The organism is Enterococcus sp. AZ197 (genome assembly GCF_050556405.1).
In the GTDB taxonomy this organism is placed as follows: domain Bacteria; phylum Bacillota; class Bacilli; order Lactobacillales; family Enterococcaceae; genus Enterococcus; species Enterococcus faecalis.
Map to the genome: position 1 here is coordinate 348,056 of NZ_CP187873.1, position 17,567 is coordinate 365,622.

The following is a 17,567-nucleotide window of genomic DNA, read 5'->3' on the forward strand; positions in this document are numbered from 1 at the left end:
ATTGCGCCTATGACTATGCAGAGAAGCATAATCTAGGCGCAATTTTTTATTTTTCTAATTGACTCGCTGCGGCTTCATCCAAGAGAACCGTTAAATTTGGATGGAGTTGAAGAATAGAGGCAGGATACGTTTCTGTGACAGGTCCTTGGAGCACTTGTTTGACCATCTGAGCTTTTTGTTCACCATTTACAATTAGGACAAGATGCTTAACTTTCATGATGCTGGCTGGCCCCATCGTAACAAAGGTCATGCCTGGCTGCATCATTTCAGGAACAAACCAAGGCTCTGAACCAGTGACGGTCACTTGGTAGGTTTCATTTTTAAAATGAGTGGTAGTGGGCATGTTCCCACAAAAATGACCATCTGCTCCTAAGCCAATTAACATCAAATCTAAGCCGCCTGCGTCAGCAATCCGTTGTTCTTGTTGTTGAAAGTTTTCAACAGTTAATGGATGGATGTTTTGCTCAGATATTTCCGCAGGTGTCAAATACAGCGTCCGCAAATCTGTCAGAGTAATGCCTTCCTTTTGATGAGGAACAGGGATTTCATCAAAGTTATAATAATGAACATTATCAAAGTCAGATGAGTTTTTCACAATCGAGGCTAATTTTTGGTAAACAAGTGCTGGCGTTTTACCAGCGGTAATTGATAAATTCACTCGTTTATCTTGGCTCATCGTGCTTAGAAGTAACATTTTTGCCCATTCGCTCATCGTGTTGAAATCTTGTTTAATTAAAATTTTCATACTTGCTCACTCCATTCTTTGAATAAGCTAAGTATAATTTGTGGGAACCATCCCATGTCAAGCTCTTCACAAAAAGGATTTAATTAACGGTAGGCAAAAGAAAGAGGAGCAGCCGTCAAAACGATGGCTGCTCCTCTTTTTAAAACTTAAGATAACCTACAACGAGTTAACTTTTTAGCTTTCTGTTCCACTTGCTCCAACGCTGGTCTAAACGTTCTTTTGACCAACACTGTTTAACAAAGAATTTTATTTTATTGTTCTTTCAACCATTTTTCTAGTTGTAAACGTTGCACTTTCATAGTAGCTGTGTGAGGGATTTCGTCAAAAGCCATAATGATAGGTTCGTTTAAATGTGGTAAATCGGCTACTTGTGTCCACCAAGCGTCCCAATCCATTTCTTCCCCAGGGACAACCGCTAAAATTGGCTGAGGTTCATTTTCTTTGCCACGGACAATAATCACTTCTTCTAAGAAATCTAATGCATCCAATAAATGATCTTCAATAGCTAAATTACTGTCGATGTTTTCAATTAGATCTACTTGGCGATCTTTCAAGAATAAGTGGCCGCGTTCATCTAACATTCCGTAATCGCCGCTGTCCCACCATTCGCCGTAGACATTTTCTGCAAAGCGGGCATCTTCTTTGTAATACGTTAAGGCCCGTCCTTTTGATAAGAATTGGATATGGCCATCCGTCATCGCAGGTAAAACTTGTCCTTTTTCATCGGTAATTCGAGCTTGTGTTAAATCCTCTAAACCAACACCCATGTCACGAGCATCTGAATCTTTTAGGGAGTCTAAAGTATGCGCTCGTAAGATCATTGGCCCGCATTCACTTTGACCATAAACTTGTAGGAAAATTGGTTCATTGGCAGCAGATGCTTTTAAGAAAGCCACCATTGTAGCGTTGTTAATTGCATCAAAAGTAGAATGATAATAATGGACACTAGCGAAGGCTTCAGGTTTTTCTTTGGCCAAACGAACCCATTGAACGAAGTTATTGGGGTGTGTTTCTACAGCGATTGGTTGATAGGTGCTGAACATTTCAGCGACTTTTTCGCTCGAAGCATTTGCTAAAGGCATCATAGGGAAGCCCATGGCCATTAAAGAAGACACGCCAATGTTAAAACGAGAATGAACTGGCGAAATATGAAAGCCAACTAATTTCTTTTCAGCAATTTTTGTGAAAATGGTTTTTTGCCATTTTGTACGCCAACCCATAGAGTGATTGGAATGACAGATAAGTTTAGGAATACCTGTTGTTCCAGAGGTGTGAGTCATGTAGGCAATTTCGTCTTTAGTCAGTTCGTCTTGAGGAACTTCCGTGGCATCAGCTTCTAAAAGAGAAGCAACCGAAAGTTTTTTATTGGCAGAGCTGTTACGAACAGCTTGAACTTTTTCAGCAGTCACATCATCAAATAAAATATAAGGATCTTCTAAACGATCAACGAATACTTCAATTGTTTCAAAAGGTAAATGGTATGAAACCATTACAGGAACGGCGGCTAGATATGAGGCTGCAACAGCTAGTAAATACGTGTCGAATTTAGGACTTTTATAAATAATAATTTTGTCGCCTTTTTTTACACCTAAAGCGGCTAATTGATATGCCCGTTTCAAAATTTCTTGATGGCTTTCACCATAAGTTGTTTCTAAGCCAAGTGCAGGAAAAGCAGGCAAAGATTCATCAAAAATAATTGGAACAGTTGGTGTTTTTTCTGCGGCTTCTTGATAGTTTGTGTAGAGGTTTAATGGTTGATAATCAAGTAAGTGTGTCAAGGGAAAGTCTCCTTTGTAAAATAGTTTGTGTACAAATGTACAAGTTCACTTTATCCTATCATAGAATGGGTTCTTTTTCTACGTCAAAAATACAACGTTAAATGTTATTTTTTATTATTCACAAGCACAACGTTTGCTGTATCTGACAAAGTTTCCTACAATAATTATGTAAGTAACAAGTTCTCAGAAGTGTAAAACTTTACAAAGGAGAGGAATTTACATGAAAAAAATCTATGAAACAACTATCATTAATACGGGTGGACGTGCAGGAGAAGTTCACTCACCGGATAAATCATTTTCTTATGCGGTTGCTTCGCCAGGTGTCAAGAAAGAAAATACAACAAATCCAGAACAATTATTCGCAGCGGCTTACAGTGCTTGCTTTAACGGTGCATTAGAATTAGTGATGGATCAAGAAAAAGTCGAAGGTAAAAGTACAGTAACTGCACGTGTTTCCTTATTCCAAGGAGAAGATGGATTTAGCGTTGGTGCTGAATTAGAAGTTCATATTGATGGGGTAGATCAAGCTAAAGCAGAAGAACTTGTTAAAAAAGCCCACGAAATTTGCCCATATTCTAAAGCAACAAGAAATAATATAGATGTTAAATTAACAGTGATTTAATTAAAAAAGAAGCGTTTTGTCTATACGACAAAGCGCTTCTTTTTTAGATAACAGTCCACAAATTATACATATTTAACAAAATAACTAAAAAAACAACTAAACTATAAATTTGGGCGACCCGTTGTTGAGATAATTTTTTACTGAAAAGACCGCCGACATAACCACCGAATAAAGCGGCAGGAATAATAGCCCAAAGCATTGTCAAATCAAAAACCGCAAACCCTGTGGTCAAGCCGATATTGCCAAGTTTGGCGAGTTGGGAGAAAAAAATAGTAATGATGGAATAGACAGTTGCTGATTTGATATCCATTCCAAAAAAGAGAATAAGGCAAGCTACATTAATGGGACCGCCACCGATGCCTAAAAAGGTTGATAGAATCCCTAAGCCTAATCCGACAATCAGAAAAATGCTCAATCCGTTGAGGTGTAAGTGCCAGTTGGAAAATTGATTGTAGAGAAGAACCAAAACCAAGGTCAGCAACATGATGATATATTGGATTAGTTGTACTTTTTCTTCATTTGGCGCTAGTGCAATCGCCTGATTAAGAAGTAAATCACCTAACATGCCGCCGACTAAGGAACCAAACGAAATACTCGCGGCTTTTTTCCATTCAATTTGGACACCATTTTGATACTGTTTATAAGTCGAAGAAATGGACATGACAAAAACAGCGACACTTGAATAGAACGCAATACTATTTAACGAATGGAACCCAAGAAAATCCAAAACAGGCTTAATAATGACGCCTCCACCCATCCCAGAGAGCGCCCCAACTGTATTGGATAGAAAAATAGTTATGAAATAAATCAGCAAAACCCGCACATAATCACTCCTAAACCGTTTTCTTTTAGTATAGCACAAAAATTATATAAGAAATGTAATTTCATTTAAAAATATTTTTAAAAAGAACTTGAAATGATATTTCTTTAATGGTATTCTACAAATACAAAAAAGAAAACGCATTCAAGGAGGATGAGAAAGCATGACAGTATCGATTGGTATTATTTTGATTTTATGTCTTTACACAGTTGTTGGTGTACTTGACCAAATTTCTATTCAGATTGGTCCATATACACCATTGTTTGCTGCAACGTTTACTGGCCTAGTCTTAGGAGATGTTCAAACAGGTTTGATGATTGGGGCAACGCTTCAATTGATGACATTAGGCGTAGCGACTTATGGAGGAGCAACAGTCCCAGACTTTCTTTCAGGGGCCATTATGGGAACGGCTTATGCAATCATTTCAGGGAAAGGGGCAGAGTATGGTATCGGAGTTGCGGTTCCAATTGGGTTATTATTAACACAACTAGATATTTTAGGCAGAATGGCTAATACGTTTTTCCAACACAAAGCAGATCGCTATGCGGAAGAAGGCAATTATAAAGGGGTCGAGCGCTGCAATGTTTTAGGAATTTTTCCTTGGACGATTTCTCGTGTCATCCCAGTTTTTATTGGCCTAGCTTTTGGTGAACAAGTTGTAAACGCTATCAATAATTGGATTCCTATTTGGGTGATGAATGGGCTAAAAGCAGCAGGCGCTATTTTACCAGCGATGGGGATTGCTATTTTAATGCGTTACTTACCAATTAAAACATACTGGCCCTATTTTATTATTGGGTTCGTGTTACTTGCTTATGGGGCCCAATTCTTCTCAGTTTTAGGTGTCGCACTGGTTGGCTTGGCTTTAGCAGCGATTTATGTGATGAATCATAACAAAGGCGGCGCAGCTACAACAAGTGGCACGGTTATTTACGAAGATGATGAGGAGGTTGAGATTGATGACTAACAAATTAACAAAAAAGGATATTAATAAAGTTTACGTCCGTAATCTTTTTGGCTATCAGTGGGGCTGGAACTATGAAAAAATGCAAGGACTTGGTTACGCTTGGGTGATGATGCCTGCATTAAAGCGACTATATAGTGAAGATCCAGTAGCTATGAAGAAAGCCTTGAAGACACATCTTGGCTTTATGAATACAACGCCAGCCATGTCGCATTTAATTGTCGGAGCTGATATGGCTTTGGAAGAAGAAGTCGGCATTGAAGATGAAACGGCCATTACTGGCTTGAAAACAGGTCTAATGGGTCCGTTTGCTGGTGTTGGTGATACCATTTTTATCGCGATTTATCGTGCGATTGTTTTTTCGATTGCAGCTTACATGGCGCAAGGGGGACAGGTTGTTGGGTTACTGATCCCGTTAATTGCCGGAGCAGTGGTCCTATGGGTTCGCTATAAATTCACTTGGATTGGTTACCATCAAGGGAAAAAAATTGCGACAGAATTTGCGGATAAAATGAAATTGTTTACGCAAGGTGCAGCTATTTTAGGGTTAACGGTGGTCGGCGGTTTGATTCCTTCGGTAATTACTTACAAATTAGATTTAACTTATAAAATGGGAGATGTAACATTATCTGTTCAAGAAATGTTGGATAAAATTTTACCCGCATTAATTCCTTTAGGGATTGTTCTTTTATCCTATTGGTTACTAGGGAAAAAGAAAATGAATTCAACACGGCTAATCTTTGTTTTAATTTTAATTGGCATGGTTTTAGGCAATTTACAACCAATGTTGGCTTGGGTTGGCGGTTTATTTTAAAAAAATAGTATATAATAGGAGAGATTTATTATGACAATTGTACATGCAAGAGTAGATGAGCGTTTAATTCACGGACAAGTTGCAACCGTTTGGACGAATACGGTTGGCGCACAAAGAATCATGGTAGTAAATGATGCCGCTGTCAAAGATCAATTACAAATTGGTGCCTTAAAAATGGCTAAGCCTGCAGGAGTTAAATTATCCATTTTATCGAAACGTAAAGCGATTGAAAAAATTTTAGCAGGCAATTATGATGAAGAAAAAGTCTTTTTAATTACGAAAGACATTGCAGACATGGCGGCTTTAATTGATGGCGGTGTCCCATTACAGAGCTTCAATGTCGGCAATATTTCTCAAAAAGAAGGCAGTCGAGCAATTAAAAAATCTGTTGCATTAACCGATGAAGATATTCAAACCGTTCGTCGTTTAACAGATAATGGGGTGACTATTACCGCACAGATGATCCCTTCTGAACCAAACGAAGCAATTTTAACTTTCATAAAATAGAAATGGAGATGAGAAGATGGAGCCAATCCGTTCAATCAGACAAAAATATAAGGACTTTTCCAAAGTAAATAAGAGAATCGCAGACTATATACTGAAGGATCCGACCCGTCTTCTCTCATTAACAGCAAACGAAATTGCTAGCAATAGCGAAACTTCTCCAGCATCAGTTACCCGTTTTTCTAAACAATTAGGGTTTGACAGCTGGGAAGAGTTAAAACTATCCATTGCAGCGGTACAAGCTGCCAGTAACGGTAAAAAAGATATTGATCCAATTGTAGCGGCGGATGATTCGGTGGATACTATTTGTATGAAAGTGGAATCTTTATTAAATGCTACGATTGAGGATTTATTTTATACAGTGGATAAACAAGCCTTGGAACGAGCAATCGCGCATGTTAAAAAAGCGGAAAAAATTCATTTGGTTGGAATTGGTGCCTCTTCTTTAACGACTTATAATCTTTATCACAAGTTTAACCGCGCTGGTCGCCAAGCGATTTTTAATTATGATAGTCACATGATGTTGGAGTTTTTAAATTATGCAACGGCACAAGACATTTTGATCACGGTCTCCTATAGTGGTTTGACAAAAGAAGCCTTAATCGCCTGTGAAATTGCCAAAAATAGAGGTGCAACGGTTATTTTTATTACCAGTAACGATGGAGAAAACGTGCGATCATTGAGCGATGAAGTTCTTTTAGTCCCCAATAATGAGCACCTCATTCGAGTTGGGGCTATTTCATCGATTGCTTCGTCAATGGCAATTGGCGATGTTCTGTATTTAGGTTCAATTCAAGATGATTTAGACACAGAAATTGAACGCAATATGATTGAAACGAGTCAACTTGTCAGCCGTCTAAAAGAGAAGTAGGGGTGTGCAAGCAAATGAACTTAGAAGGATTAACGACAGAAGCCAGAAATGAAGCGACTAAAAAGATTGACCAAGTGTCAACATTAGAAATGGTAACTTTAATAAATCAAGAAGACCAAAAGGTAGCACAAGCAATTGAAAAGGTGCTTCCGCAGATCGCTGCAGCAATTGATGCAGCGGCAGAACGATTTAAAAAAGGGGGCCGTTTAATCTATTGTGGTGCAGGAACGTCTGGACGTTTAGGTGCTTTGGATGCGATTGAATTAACACCCACATATAGTGTGTCGCCAGAACGCGCATTTGGTATTTTAGCTGGTGGTGAAAAAGCAATGTATCAAGCAATTGAAGGCGCTGAAGACTCGAAAGAATTAGCTATCGAAGATTTAACGCAACATCAATTGACCGCCCGAGATGTCGTAATTGCGATTGCTGCTAGTGGTCGGACACCATATGCCGTTTCCGCAATTGAATACGGAAAAAAAGTGGGCGCTCTAACCATTTCAGTTACCTGTAATAATCAAAGTCCGATGAATCAATTGGCGGAAATTGGGATTGCGCCAATTGTAGGACCGGAAGTCATTACAGGGTCAACTAGAATGAAAGCGGGTTCAGCACAGAAAATGGTGTTAAATATGTTTTCAACAGGGACTATGGTTAAAGTAGGGAATATCTATCAAAATTTGATGGTCAACGTACAACCAACGAACGAAAAATTAATTCAACGTGCCACGAATATCATTAAAGAAGCAGCAGAAATCGAGGAATCGCAAGCCAAAGAATACTTGGAGGCAGCACAGCTAGAAGTGGCACCAGCCATTGTAATGGCGAAAGCCCACGTTGATTTTCAAAAAGCCAAACAACTATTAGCAGAACATGACGGACGGATTTCAGAAGTTTTAGCATAGAAGTGGTGAACAATGAATCAAATCGCAATTCAAGAAACAATTCAGAGACTGATTAATCAGCAAGTAGTTCCGGGTGTCGCTTGGGGAACGATTACAGAAGGTAGCTTATCAGAACAGTATACGGGCTTTTTAGGTAATACTGGTCCATTTGCAAGACAAAAGGTTTCATCAGCTAGCCTGTATGATTTAGCGTCCTTAACGAAAGTTATTGGGACAACAAATCGAATGTTACAATTAATCGATACAAATCAGCTTACTTTTTCAACCACTGTGGGGGAAATCCTACCTGATTATCAAGGACTATCTTGTTCGATTGGGGAGCTTCTACTGCATCAGAGCGGACTGCCAGCTGATGTTGTCGATAAGAAAAATGTCACAAAAAAAAGCTTGCAAGAAATCATTTTAACGCATTCGTTATCTGAACGAGGGAAAACCACTTATTCTGATTTAGGGTATTACTTATTGGGAGAAATTATTCAAGTATTGGATCGCTGCTCATTAGAAGAGAGCTTTCAAACATACGTATTTCAACCAATGAACCTACAGCATACAAGTTTTACGGTCAGCGATTTTGCCCAGGCAGTGCCCACAGAGATTACAAAACAACGCAGCGTTATTCAGGGGGTGGTCCACGATTCGAAAGCCTATCAACTGAAAGCGCCAATTGGCAGTGCAGGGTTATTTGCAACTTTACCAGATTTACTCACTTTTGTTCAGTGTTTTATGAACAATCGCTACCCGTCTGGCAAACCATTATTTTCTGAAAAAATGTTCGATGCTCTCTGGTCTATGAACCAAGGGGGACGTACATTTGGTTGGGAAGTGAAAAAGACGCAAGCAGGGGCAGGCTATTTGTATCATACTGGCTTTACTGGAACGGCGATTGGTATGAAAAAAGAGACCAAAGAAGCCCTAATTTTGCTGACGAATCGGATTCATCCCACTCGTGAAGAACGTGGCTTTCTGAAAGCACGAACAAAAATTTATCAGCAGTATTTTTAGGAGGATATGATGAAACCAAAATTAATTTTAATGAGCCATGGACGGATGGCAGAAGAAACCTTAGCTTCTACTCAAATGATTGTCGGGGAATTAGCAGATGCTGCGATTGTGTCAATGACCGCAGAAGATGGCTTGAGCGGCACGCAAGCAAAACTGGCAGCAATCTTAAAAGAAGCTGGCAATGTCCCGACGCTTGTATTAGCTGATTTAAAAGGAGGAACACCTTGTAATGTGGCTATGATGGCCATGGGCACTTATCCGCAATTGCGAGTAGTCGCTGGACTTAATTTAGCAATGGCAATTGAAGCAGCCGTCTCACCTGTGGAAAATGTGGATGAATTAGCTGCATATTTAACGCAAATTGGCCAATCTGCGGTGACCACGATTGACTTACCTGAATTAACAGATGAAGAAGAATTTGAAGAATAGAAAGAGGTCGGGACGGAACCGTTTAGCTCCGAGAAATAAGAAGGAATTTCCGAAAATTGCTTTTTAATTTTTGGAGAATTTCGGCTTATTTCCGAAGGAGTTGGTTCTGTTCCCGCCGTTTATCAGGTTTTGAGCCTGGGACAAAAATCCAAAGTGATTTTTGTCCCAGGCTCTTTTTTTAAGAACCAGGGATATTCCGTGGTTCGTTTTTGGTTGTGACAAAGAAAAAGAATAGACTCAGTAAAATAACTAGGATGCCATCGTTAAACATCGGATTTACGAAGTTTAAAATAGCACTTAAGATGACTGGCACGGTAGCACAATACGTAATAATTTTTAAACAATCAATCAAACGTAAAGAATAAAAACGTAATTTTGAATAGAGAGATGCACCGATAGCGGCAATCAGTAAGTCTAAAACTAAACCGATTAGAACAGGGTAGATAGCCACTAAAAAGACAATGAGTTTTGTCCACCAAGGGATTGCTGCTTCACTTAGCGCAGTCTTGATACTCTGAGCGTTAACGCCATCTAAGGTTCCTTTACTATAGGGGAAGATAAATTGGTCGGTGCCTAGAATTGATTCAGTTGCGCCTGAATTTGGTAAGGCGACTACAAATTCATCTTGTAAAAAAGCCAAACCAAACGCATTGCCAATTAAATCCTTTTGGACATCAGCGGCTGTACGCTTTCCATCTGGATCAAACGTAAAAATAATCGAGTCGGTTTGATAAATAAAGCCAGATTCTTTGGCCTTTGTTTGCAACGTGCCATTTTCAATAGAAAAGTCAGGCAACTTTTCTGCAATTTTTTGGCCATCTTGTTGCACCTCTTGTAGCACAGAAAAGACTTGTTTGGTAATAGGTAGTGCTAAAATAGCGCTTAAAAAAACAGCATAGAGAATTACTTTCCAAAACGCCATTTTTTTCGCATGCCGTAATTCTGAAACTGAAAAAAAGGCCTGCTTAAATAATTGCAATGTATTCATTTATTTACTCCTCACATCATTCTTCTACAGGTCATTCTAGCGAATTTATGAGGGAAACACAAGGTAATCTCCCTCTTTTGTAAAACTTTTCTTTTGGCAAGCAAACTATTTTGTAGAAAGCGGTTCACTCTGTTATCATAATAGTTGTATGAAAGACGTATGTTACATACTAAAAAATAGGGGGATTTAAAAAATGACTTACACATTACCAGAATTACCATATGCTTATGATGCATTAGAACCTTACATTGACGTGGAAACAATGCACTTACACCATGATAAACACCACAACACTTATGTGACTAACTTAAACGCAGCGATTGAAAAACATCCAGAATTAGGCGAAAAATCTGTAGAAGACTTAATTTCAGATATGAATGCTATTCCTGAAGATATCCGTACAGCCGTTCGTAACAATGGTGGCGGTCACGCAAACCATACATTCTTCTGGGAAATTATGGCACCAAATGCTGGTGGACAACCAACTGGCGCTATTAAAGAAGCAATCGATGAAACATTTGGTAGCTTTGATGAAATGAAAGCTGCTTTCAAAACAGCTGCAACTGGCCGCTTTGGTTCAGGTTGGGCTTGGTTAGTTGTGAATAACGGTAAATTAGAAATCACTTCAACACCAAACCAAGATTCACCATTAATGGATGGTCAAACACCTGTTTTAGGTCTTGACGTTTGGGAACATGCGTATTACTTAAAATATAAAAACGTTCGTCCAGATTACATTGAAGCATTCTGGAACGTTGTTAACTGGGATAAAGTAAACGAACTTTTTGCAGCAGCAAAATAAGTTTGCCAATTGTGAAGGAAAGAGTCAAATGACGGCTGTCATTTGACTCTTTCCTTTTACAAATCCAGGGTCGAAATAGTTGTTCGTTTATGGCATACTAAAGTAAGTAGGGAAAGATAACGGATACATAAAGAAGGAGCTAAAAAAATGAATGTTATGATGCAAAAAGTACACGGGTCAGAAAATGATTTCTTTTTATTGGATGAAACACAGTTTGAGCGTTCTTTAACCGCTGAGGAAATTGAGCAATTGCGCATCCAGTTATGTTCGCGGGAAACAGGATTATTGGCGGGAGCAGATGGGTTACTTTTGGTAGGAGAAGGGACTCACGGCACGTCCAATGCTAGAATGCGAGTGATTAACAGCGATGGTAGTGAAGCAAGCATGTGCGGGAACGGCTTGCGTACGGTTGCCCGTTATTTAGCTGAAAAAAACCAAGAAAAATCATTTACAGTTGAAACAATGTTTGCAGATTTGAAAGTACGTCAAGCCCCCAATTTAGCTGAAGAAGTAGCGACTTACCAAGTGGAAATTTCACCAGTAAGTTTTGAAGCAGTCACTATCCCAATGCATTTAGGGGTCCAAACATTAATTGATGAAATCGTACCAGCCTTATCTAACACCATTCGCTTTACAGCGGTAGCAGTGCCTAATCCGCACCTTGTAGCATTTGTGGATCATGAAACCTTAAATGGTCCAGAATTTGAACGAATCGCTACCTATGTAAATAATGAAAATCCATATTTTCCAGAAGGGATAAATGTGAGTTTTGTTGAAATTCTTGGCAAAAATCAACTATTTGTTCGAACGTATGAACGTGGTGTAGGTTTTACAAGTGCTTGTGGGACAGCTATGTGCGCAAGTAGTTTACTTTATACGTTATTGAAAGATGGTGTTTTTTATGAAGAAATAACCGTCAAAAATGCTGGAGGTATGGTGAAAACAGTCGTCCACGAAACGTCTGATGGCAGTTATTGGATGGAATTAATTGGGAATGCCACGATTACGCATTTGATTGAAGGATCACTGACTGATTTACTAAATGGTGCATTTGAGAAAATAACTATTACTGAAACGAATGAACAGAAACATTATCAAGAATTTCTGCAAACACTTTCTCAAAAATAACAATTGTTCCTTGATAAAGCACTCTTTTATTTTACAATTGTGTTAAGTTCTTGTTCCAAAAAATAAAAAATATTGCTTGAATAAGCAAACTATGAGAAAATAAAGGGCATGAATTAAGAATTATTCTTAGATAAACGAGGAAGTGTCTTATGAAACTATGGAAAAAAGTAGTACTGGGCTTCTTGAGCGTCTTGCTAGTGGTAGTAGCTGGGGTATGTGCTTACGGGATTAAGATGTATTCAGATGCCAATTCAACAATTAATGGGATCTATCAATCAGTTAACCGTAAGTCCAATAAAGGAGCCACGGCCAATATTGATGCGCAAGAACCATTCTCTGTTCTTTTAATGGGGATTGACACAGGCGATTTAGGTCGAACAGAACAAGGTCGTTCAGATACTACAATGGTTGTAACCATCAACCCGAAAGAAAACAAGTCCACAATGATCAGTTTGGATAGAGATATTTTAACAGATATTGTTGGAAATGACACACAAGACAAATTGAACCATGCCTATGCATTTGGTGGCGCCGAAATGGCGATTAATACAGTCCAAGAATTACTGGATATTCCCATCCATCACTATGTATCCATCAATATGAAAGGGTTAAAAGACCTGATTGATGCGGTAGGCGGTATTGAAGTAGATAATACGATTGGTGAATTTACGTTGGACGGTATTACTGTTCCAGCAGGTAAAATCAAGTTAGATGGCACGACAGGTTTGGCTTATGCGCGGATGCGTCACGAAGATCCTGAAGGAGATGTGGGTCGTCAACGCCGCCAACGAGAAGTTGTTGAGAAAATTGTGCGCAAAGTCATGAGTTTTGATGGTGTTTCAAAATATCGAAAAATTCTTGATGCTGTTGAAGCCAATGTAAAAACAGACTTAACCTGGGATGACATGATGGACATCCAATCAAAATATTTGTCTGCCTTTAAAACAATTGACTCAGAACAATTACAAGGATACAGTGCAACCATTGATGATATTTATTATCAAGTCCTAGATCCAAATAGCTTATACAAAACACAAACAACGCTTAGAAAACAACTTGGTTTAAAAGAACATGCTTCTGAACGTGAAAAAGATTTAGCCTTTTATAATCAGTTTAGCTATGCTGTTACAGATACTGCACTGATTGGTGAATCTGGTGATTCAAGTGCTAATAGCTCTACTAGTTCGAGTAGCACAGCGGACACCACAGCCGGACAAACAGAATACAACGGCAATACGCAACAAGCAGCAGAAGGAGCCTACGATCCGAATACGTACGTTGACCCAAATGCGTACACAGATCCAAACGCTTATGCTGATCCAAATACGTATGTGGATCCCAACGCACCACAATATTAATCTGTTAAACAAGCTCGAAAACTTCTATTTCTGATGAGAAATAGAAGTTTTTTTCTTTTATTCTAGAAATTTTTTTCAGAAGGTGTTATAATTGGACTATACCAAAATAAACCGTAAGGAGCGTGTCAAAATGCAAATTATCCGTGTAGCAAATGCAGAAGAAGGCGGCAAAAAAGCGTTTGAATTAATTAAAGAAGGTATGAACAATGGTGCGAAAGTTTTAGGCTTAGCAACAGGTAGTACACCAGAAACATTATATAAAGAAATGACAGCAAGTGATGTCGACTTTACAGAAATGACTTCTGTAAACTTAGATGAATATGTTGGTTTAGGTGGCGAAGATGAGCAAAGTTACCGTTATTTCATGAACAAACACTTATTTGACAAAAAACCATTTAAAGAAACATTTGTACCAAATGGTAAAGCAGAAGATTTAGATGCTGCTTCCGCAGAATATGAAAAAATTATCGATGCACATCCAGTAGATATCCAAATCTTAGGTATTGGTCAAAATGGACACATTGGTTTCAACGAACCAGGCACACCTCTAGATAGCTTAACACATGTCGTTGAGTTGACTGAATCAACAATCAACGCAAACAAACGTTATTTTGACAAAGTAGAAGATGTCCCAACACGTGCTGTTTCTATGGGGATTGGCTCAATCATGAAAGGTAAAAAAATGATTTTAATGGCTTATGGCGAAGCAAAAGCAGAGGCCATTAAAGGAATGATTGACGGACCAGTAACAACAGACATGCCAGCAAGTGCATTACAAAACCATCAAGATGTTGTTGTAATCATTGATGATGCAGCTGCAAGTAAATTATAATCGTTGATGAAAAAGAACTTGAAACATAAGGATTTCCTTATGTTTCAAGTTCTTTTTTTGTTATACTGGAAGTAATAGAAGAAGAGGTGAAAAGGATGTTACAGCTAACAATTCCAGAAATTATTTTACGGTTAGTCCTAGCGATGGTGATGGGTGGCGCAATTGGTTTTGAAAGACAATATAAGAATCGCCCAGCAGGGATGCGCACTCACATTTTAGTTTGTATGGGCGCGGCTATTATTGCGTTAATTCAGTCGCAAATTGCAATCAATGCATTGAAAGATGCGTTAGCTAATCCGGCTTTGACGGGGGTCATTCGTTCAGACCAAGCAAGGTTGATTGCACAAGTTGTAAGTGGAATCGGCTTTTTAGGTGCTGGAACCATCATTGTAACGAAACAAAGTGTCACCGGATTGACGACAGCAGCGTCACTATGGACCGTTGCTGGTTTAGGGATCGCGGTGGGCATGGGCTACTATACGATTGCCTTAACAAGTTTTATCGGTGTATTATTTGCCTTAACCATTGTCAAACGAATTATTCACGTACCAACAATCAAAAAATTAGAAATTCGCTATCAACATAAACAAGAAACCAAAGAATTTATTAATCAGTATTTTGAAGAAAAACATATTGAAATTTATGATGTGAATTTCAATGTTTCTTGGGTAGATGATACAAAAATCTATACGAATATCTATACTATTGATTTGCCTAAAGGCCTAACGTATGCCGATGTTATCGAAGATCTATCTGTTTCAAATAATGTAACAAAATTACGATTGATTAATGTGTAGAAACATCTATTTATAATTAATGACAAGAGGTCGGGACAGAACCGTTTAGCTCCGAGAAATAAGAAGGAATTTCCGAAAATTGCTCTTTAATTTTTGGAGAATTTCGGCTTATTTCCGAAGGAGTTGGTTCTGTTCCCGCCGTTTATCAGTTTTGAGCGTGGAACAAAAATCCAAAGTGATTTTTGTCCCACGCTCTTTTCTTCTAGGACCTAGGACTGATTTTTTAAGTTTAATATTTCAAAAAGATTACAAAAGAGTTATGATTGTATTACGAGTTAGAAAGAAAGGTGATAAGTAAGATGAATAAAAAAAATAAATTTCTTAGTATTATTGTTGTTGTCGTTGTGATTATTGGTGCATTTGTGATGAAAGCTTATAATCAATTGATTACTTTAGATAATAAAGTCGAAGCAGAATGGTCACAAGTAGAGAATGTAATGCAAAGACGTGCTGATTTAATTCCTAATCTTGTCAGTAGTGTTCAAGGCAGTATGACTCAAGAAAAAGAAGTTTTAAAAGAAATAACGGAAGCACGTAAAGCATACGCAGGAGCAAAATCTTCTTCTGAAAAAGGGCAAGCAAATGAGCAAATTGAAAAAGGATTAGGTAATTTTGTTACAGTATTGAATGAAGATTACCCAAAGTTAGCTTCTTCTGAAAATGTCAAAACCTTAATGACTCAATTAGAAGGATCTGAAAATCGAATTTCTGTTGAACGCCGTAACTATATACAAGCTGTTGAAACATATAACCAACAGATTTCAAAATTCCCTGATAAAATAATTGCAAAACTTTTAGGATTTGAGAAGAAAACTAACTATGTTGCGACAGAGCAGGGAAAAGAAGTACCACAAGTGGAATTTAAATAAAAAATTTGTAGAAAATTTGGGTTAAAAAGAAAGAAGTGAGGAAGGTTGGATAAAAAAGTCGAAAAAATTCAAGAAAAAGTTCGTTTGTTTTATAAAAAGCATCAGCGGAATACAACGATTGTTGTGGTAATTAGTTTAAGTATGATTTTAATATTAGGAATGGCTGCTTGGTATGAAGGAAAGGGAATCTCTTATGAAGCAAAACAAACTGCACTGAGAGAGAAGCAACATGCCTTACAAAAAAAGAGAGACGATATTTTAGCAGGGAAAATGACTGAAGCGTCAACCCAGACAACAATAAATAACTTTTCTAAACAAGAAATAACTGGTGAAAATGAATTAGTGACAATTACTGGAACGAATGGGCAGTTGAACATTAATGATGCTAATATCTATGTTTCAGATAATGCAGGTATTGTCTCAAATCAACTTAAACAGAAAATGTTTCAATTGAATCAACAATTGTTGGAAAATGCGAATGGCGCACAATTTATGCTTATTACCGTTCCTGCGTTACCTAGTGGGGAATCTGTTGAATCTTACAGCAATAAGATTGCTAATCAATTAGGTGTAGGGGATCGTGAAAAAAATAATGGTGTGGTTTTTCTAATGGCAATTGAGGATCGCGAGTCTCGCTTGGAAGTTGGATATGGCTTAGAGAGTATTTTAACGGATAGCTATGCGGATGATATTATTAATAATGAAGAAGTAAAAGAGGCTTTTAGAGACGAGGATTATAATACAGGTCTCAATAAAATTATTGATCAAGTATCGGCTGCAATCAATTCAAAAACCGCACAAGTGGATAATGAATTAACAAATATACAAACAGAGTTAAACACTAATACAACGAAAAGAAATGTTCTTTTAATGGCAAGTATTGCTGGGATGCTCATTTGTGCTGTTTATATTTTACAAATTTTAAGAACAAGAAAACTTGTTAAAAAAATGTATCAAGATTATTTGAATTGTTTACCAACAAAGGCTGTCCTAAATAACTCAGAACAGACAAAGAAAGTATTAAATAAGATGAAAAAGACTTCTTTTTATTGTTTATATCTTAATGGAGCAACGTTATTTGCCACAAAAGGGAAAATAAGACGTGCCACTAAGCGTGGTTCTTTACTAAGTATATATCCAAATGCAAAAAAACAATCTTTTGGGCGTTTATTAGTAGGAGATACTTTATATAGTTATGATGGTAGTGTTTTGACGTATGCTTATTTAAACTCACAATACAATCCGTCTAATCATAGTAGTTCTGGTAGCGGCAGTGGTGGTTCATTCGGTGGCGGCTCATTCGGCGGTGGTGGTGCCTCAGGAAGTTGGTAAAATAAAA

At 38.0% G+C, this 17,567-nt stretch carries 19 protein-coding genes; 15 read left to right on the forward strand and 4 right to left on the reverse strand.

The window, feature by feature from the left end; genetic code table 11:
- Window positions 1-46: 46 nt before the first annotated feature.
- Together IGK82_RS01745 and IGK82_RS01750 are read right to left on the reverse strand one after the other, a co-directional pair.
- Window positions 47-745, reverse strand: coding sequence for a glucosamine-6-phosphate deaminase (locus IGK82_RS01745; RefSeq protein ID WP_010709211.1), 699 nt, complete (start codon window positions 743-745; stop codon window positions 47-49).
- 251 nt (window positions 746-996) lie between these two features.
- Window positions 997-2,523 (reverse strand): AMP-binding protein, encoded by a 1,527-nt coding sequence (locus IGK82_RS01750; protein WP_002366111.1) that lies wholly within the window; start codon window positions 2,521-2,523, stop codon window positions 997-999.
- A gap of 220 nt (window positions 2,524-2,743) precedes the next feature.
- Between IGK82_RS01750 and IGK82_RS01755 the strand changes: the two genes are divergently transcribed.
- Entirely contained in the window at window positions 2,744-3,145 is a 402-nt protein-coding gene (locus tag IGK82_RS01755; protein ID WP_002355332.1) for an organic hydroperoxide resistance protein, read from the forward strand.
- A gap of 43 nt (window positions 3,146-3,188) precedes the next feature.
- On the opposite strand, the gene IGK82_RS01760 is transcribed toward IGK82_RS01755, so the two are convergent.
- A complete protein-coding gene (locus tag IGK82_RS01760; RefSeq protein WP_225581367.1) occupies window positions 3,189-3,959 on the reverse strand; it encodes a sulfite exporter TauE/SafE family protein in 771 nt (256 codons plus the stop codon).
- Between the two features lie 169 nt (window positions 3,960-4,128).
- On the opposite strand from IGK82_RS01760, the gene IGK82_RS01765 reads away from it, so the two are divergent.
- The 7 genes from IGK82_RS01765 to IGK82_RS01795 are packed head-to-tail and all read left to right on the forward strand — an operon-like array spanning window position 4,129 to window position 9,454.
- Window positions 4,129-4,932: a PTS mannose/fructose/sorbose/N-acetylgalactosamine transporter subunit IIC gene (locus IGK82_RS01765; RefSeq protein ID WP_002358431.1), complete on the forward strand. Its 804-nt coding sequence runs from the start codon at window positions 4,129-4,131 to the stop codon at window positions 4,930-4,932.
- Window positions 4,925-5,743, forward strand: a complete 819-nt coding sequence (locus tag IGK82_RS01770) for a PTS system mannose/fructose/sorbose family transporter subunit IID (protein WP_002355336.1) — start codon at window positions 4,925-4,927, stop codon at window positions 5,741-5,743. Before IGK82_RS01765 ends, IGK82_RS01770 begins: the two co-directional genes overlap by 8 nt.
- 30 nt (window positions 5,744-5,773) lie before the next feature.
- Window positions 5,774-6,250, forward strand: coding sequence for a PTS system mannose/fructose/N-acetylgalactosamine-transporter subunit IIB (locus IGK82_RS01775; protein ID WP_002355337.1), 477 nt, complete (start codon window positions 5,774-5,776; stop codon window positions 6,248-6,250).
- A gap of 16 nt (window positions 6,251-6,266) precedes the next feature.
- A complete protein-coding gene (locus IGK82_RS01780) occupies window positions 6,267-7,118 on the forward strand; it encodes a MurR/RpiR family transcriptional regulator (RefSeq protein WP_002355339.1) in 852 nt (283 codons plus the stop codon).
- Between the two features lie 14 nt (window positions 7,119-7,132).
- Window positions 7,133-8,023: an N-acetylmuramic acid 6-phosphate etherase gene (gene murQ, locus IGK82_RS01785; protein WP_430605138.1), complete on the forward strand. Its 891-nt coding sequence runs from the start codon at window positions 7,133-7,135 to the stop codon at window positions 8,021-8,023.
- Between the two features lie 12 nt (window positions 8,024-8,035).
- Complete coding sequence (locus tag IGK82_RS01790; RefSeq protein WP_010709212.1) at window positions 8,036-9,025, forward strand: serine hydrolase domain-containing protein; 990 nt, start codon at window positions 8,036-8,038, stop codon at window positions 9,023-9,025.
- Window positions 9,026-9,034: 9 nt separating this feature from the next.
- A complete protein-coding gene (locus IGK82_RS01795) occupies window positions 9,035-9,454 on the forward strand; it encodes a PTS sugar transporter subunit IIA (protein WP_002363016.1) in 420 nt (139 codons plus the stop codon).
- Window positions 9,455-9,632: 178 nt separating this feature from the next.
- Here the strand turns inward: IGK82_RS01795 and IGK82_RS01800 are convergent, their stop codons facing one another.
- The gene (locus IGK82_RS01800) at window positions 9,633-10,442 is read right to left on the reverse strand and encodes a DUF1189 domain-containing protein (protein WP_002355344.1); all 810 of its coding nucleotides are present in this window, start codon (window positions 10,440-10,442) and stop codon (window positions 9,633-9,635) included.
- Between the two features lie 193 nt (window positions 10,443-10,635).
- On the opposite strand from IGK82_RS01800, the gene IGK82_RS01805 reads away from it, so the two are divergent.
- The 7 genes from IGK82_RS01805 (at window position 10,636) to IGK82_RS01835 (ending at window position 17,560) form a co-directional block, all read left to right on the forward strand.
- Window positions 10,636-11,244, forward strand: coding sequence for a superoxide dismutase (locus IGK82_RS01805; protein WP_002361201.1), 609 nt, complete (start codon window positions 10,636-10,638; stop codon window positions 11,242-11,244).
- Window positions 11,245-11,391: 147 nt separating this feature from the next.
- The gene (gene dapF, locus IGK82_RS01810) at window positions 11,392-12,372 is read left to right on the forward strand and encodes a diaminopimelate epimerase (protein WP_002361202.1); all 981 of its coding nucleotides are present in this window, start codon (window positions 11,392-11,394) and stop codon (window positions 12,370-12,372) included.
- Window positions 12,373-12,521: 149 nt separating this feature from the next.
- Window positions 12,522-13,730 (forward strand): LCP family protein, encoded by a 1,209-nt coding sequence (locus IGK82_RS01815; RefSeq protein WP_002390468.1) that lies wholly within the window; start codon window positions 12,522-12,524, stop codon window positions 13,728-13,730.
- A gap of 130 nt (window positions 13,731-13,860) precedes the next feature.
- Window positions 13,861-14,562, forward strand: coding sequence for a glucosamine-6-phosphate deaminase (gene nagB / locus IGK82_RS01820; RefSeq protein WP_002355352.1), 702 nt, complete (start codon window positions 13,861-13,863; stop codon window positions 14,560-14,562).
- A 95-nt stretch (window positions 14,563-14,657) separates the two neighbouring features.
- Window positions 14,658-15,359: an MgtC/SapB family protein gene (locus tag IGK82_RS01825; protein WP_002355354.1), complete on the forward strand. Its 702-nt coding sequence runs from the start codon at window positions 14,658-14,660 to the stop codon at window positions 15,357-15,359.
- Between the two features lie 299 nt (window positions 15,360-15,658).
- Entirely contained in the window at window positions 15,659-16,228 is a 570-nt protein-coding gene (locus IGK82_RS01830) for a LemA family protein (RefSeq protein WP_002386098.1), read from the forward strand.
- A gap of 45 nt (window positions 16,229-16,273) precedes the next feature.
- Entirely contained in the window at window positions 16,274-17,560 is a 1,287-nt protein-coding gene (locus IGK82_RS01835; RefSeq protein WP_002387692.1) for a TPM domain-containing protein, read from the forward strand.
- The last annotated feature ends 7 nt before the right edge of the window (window positions 17,561-17,567 follow it).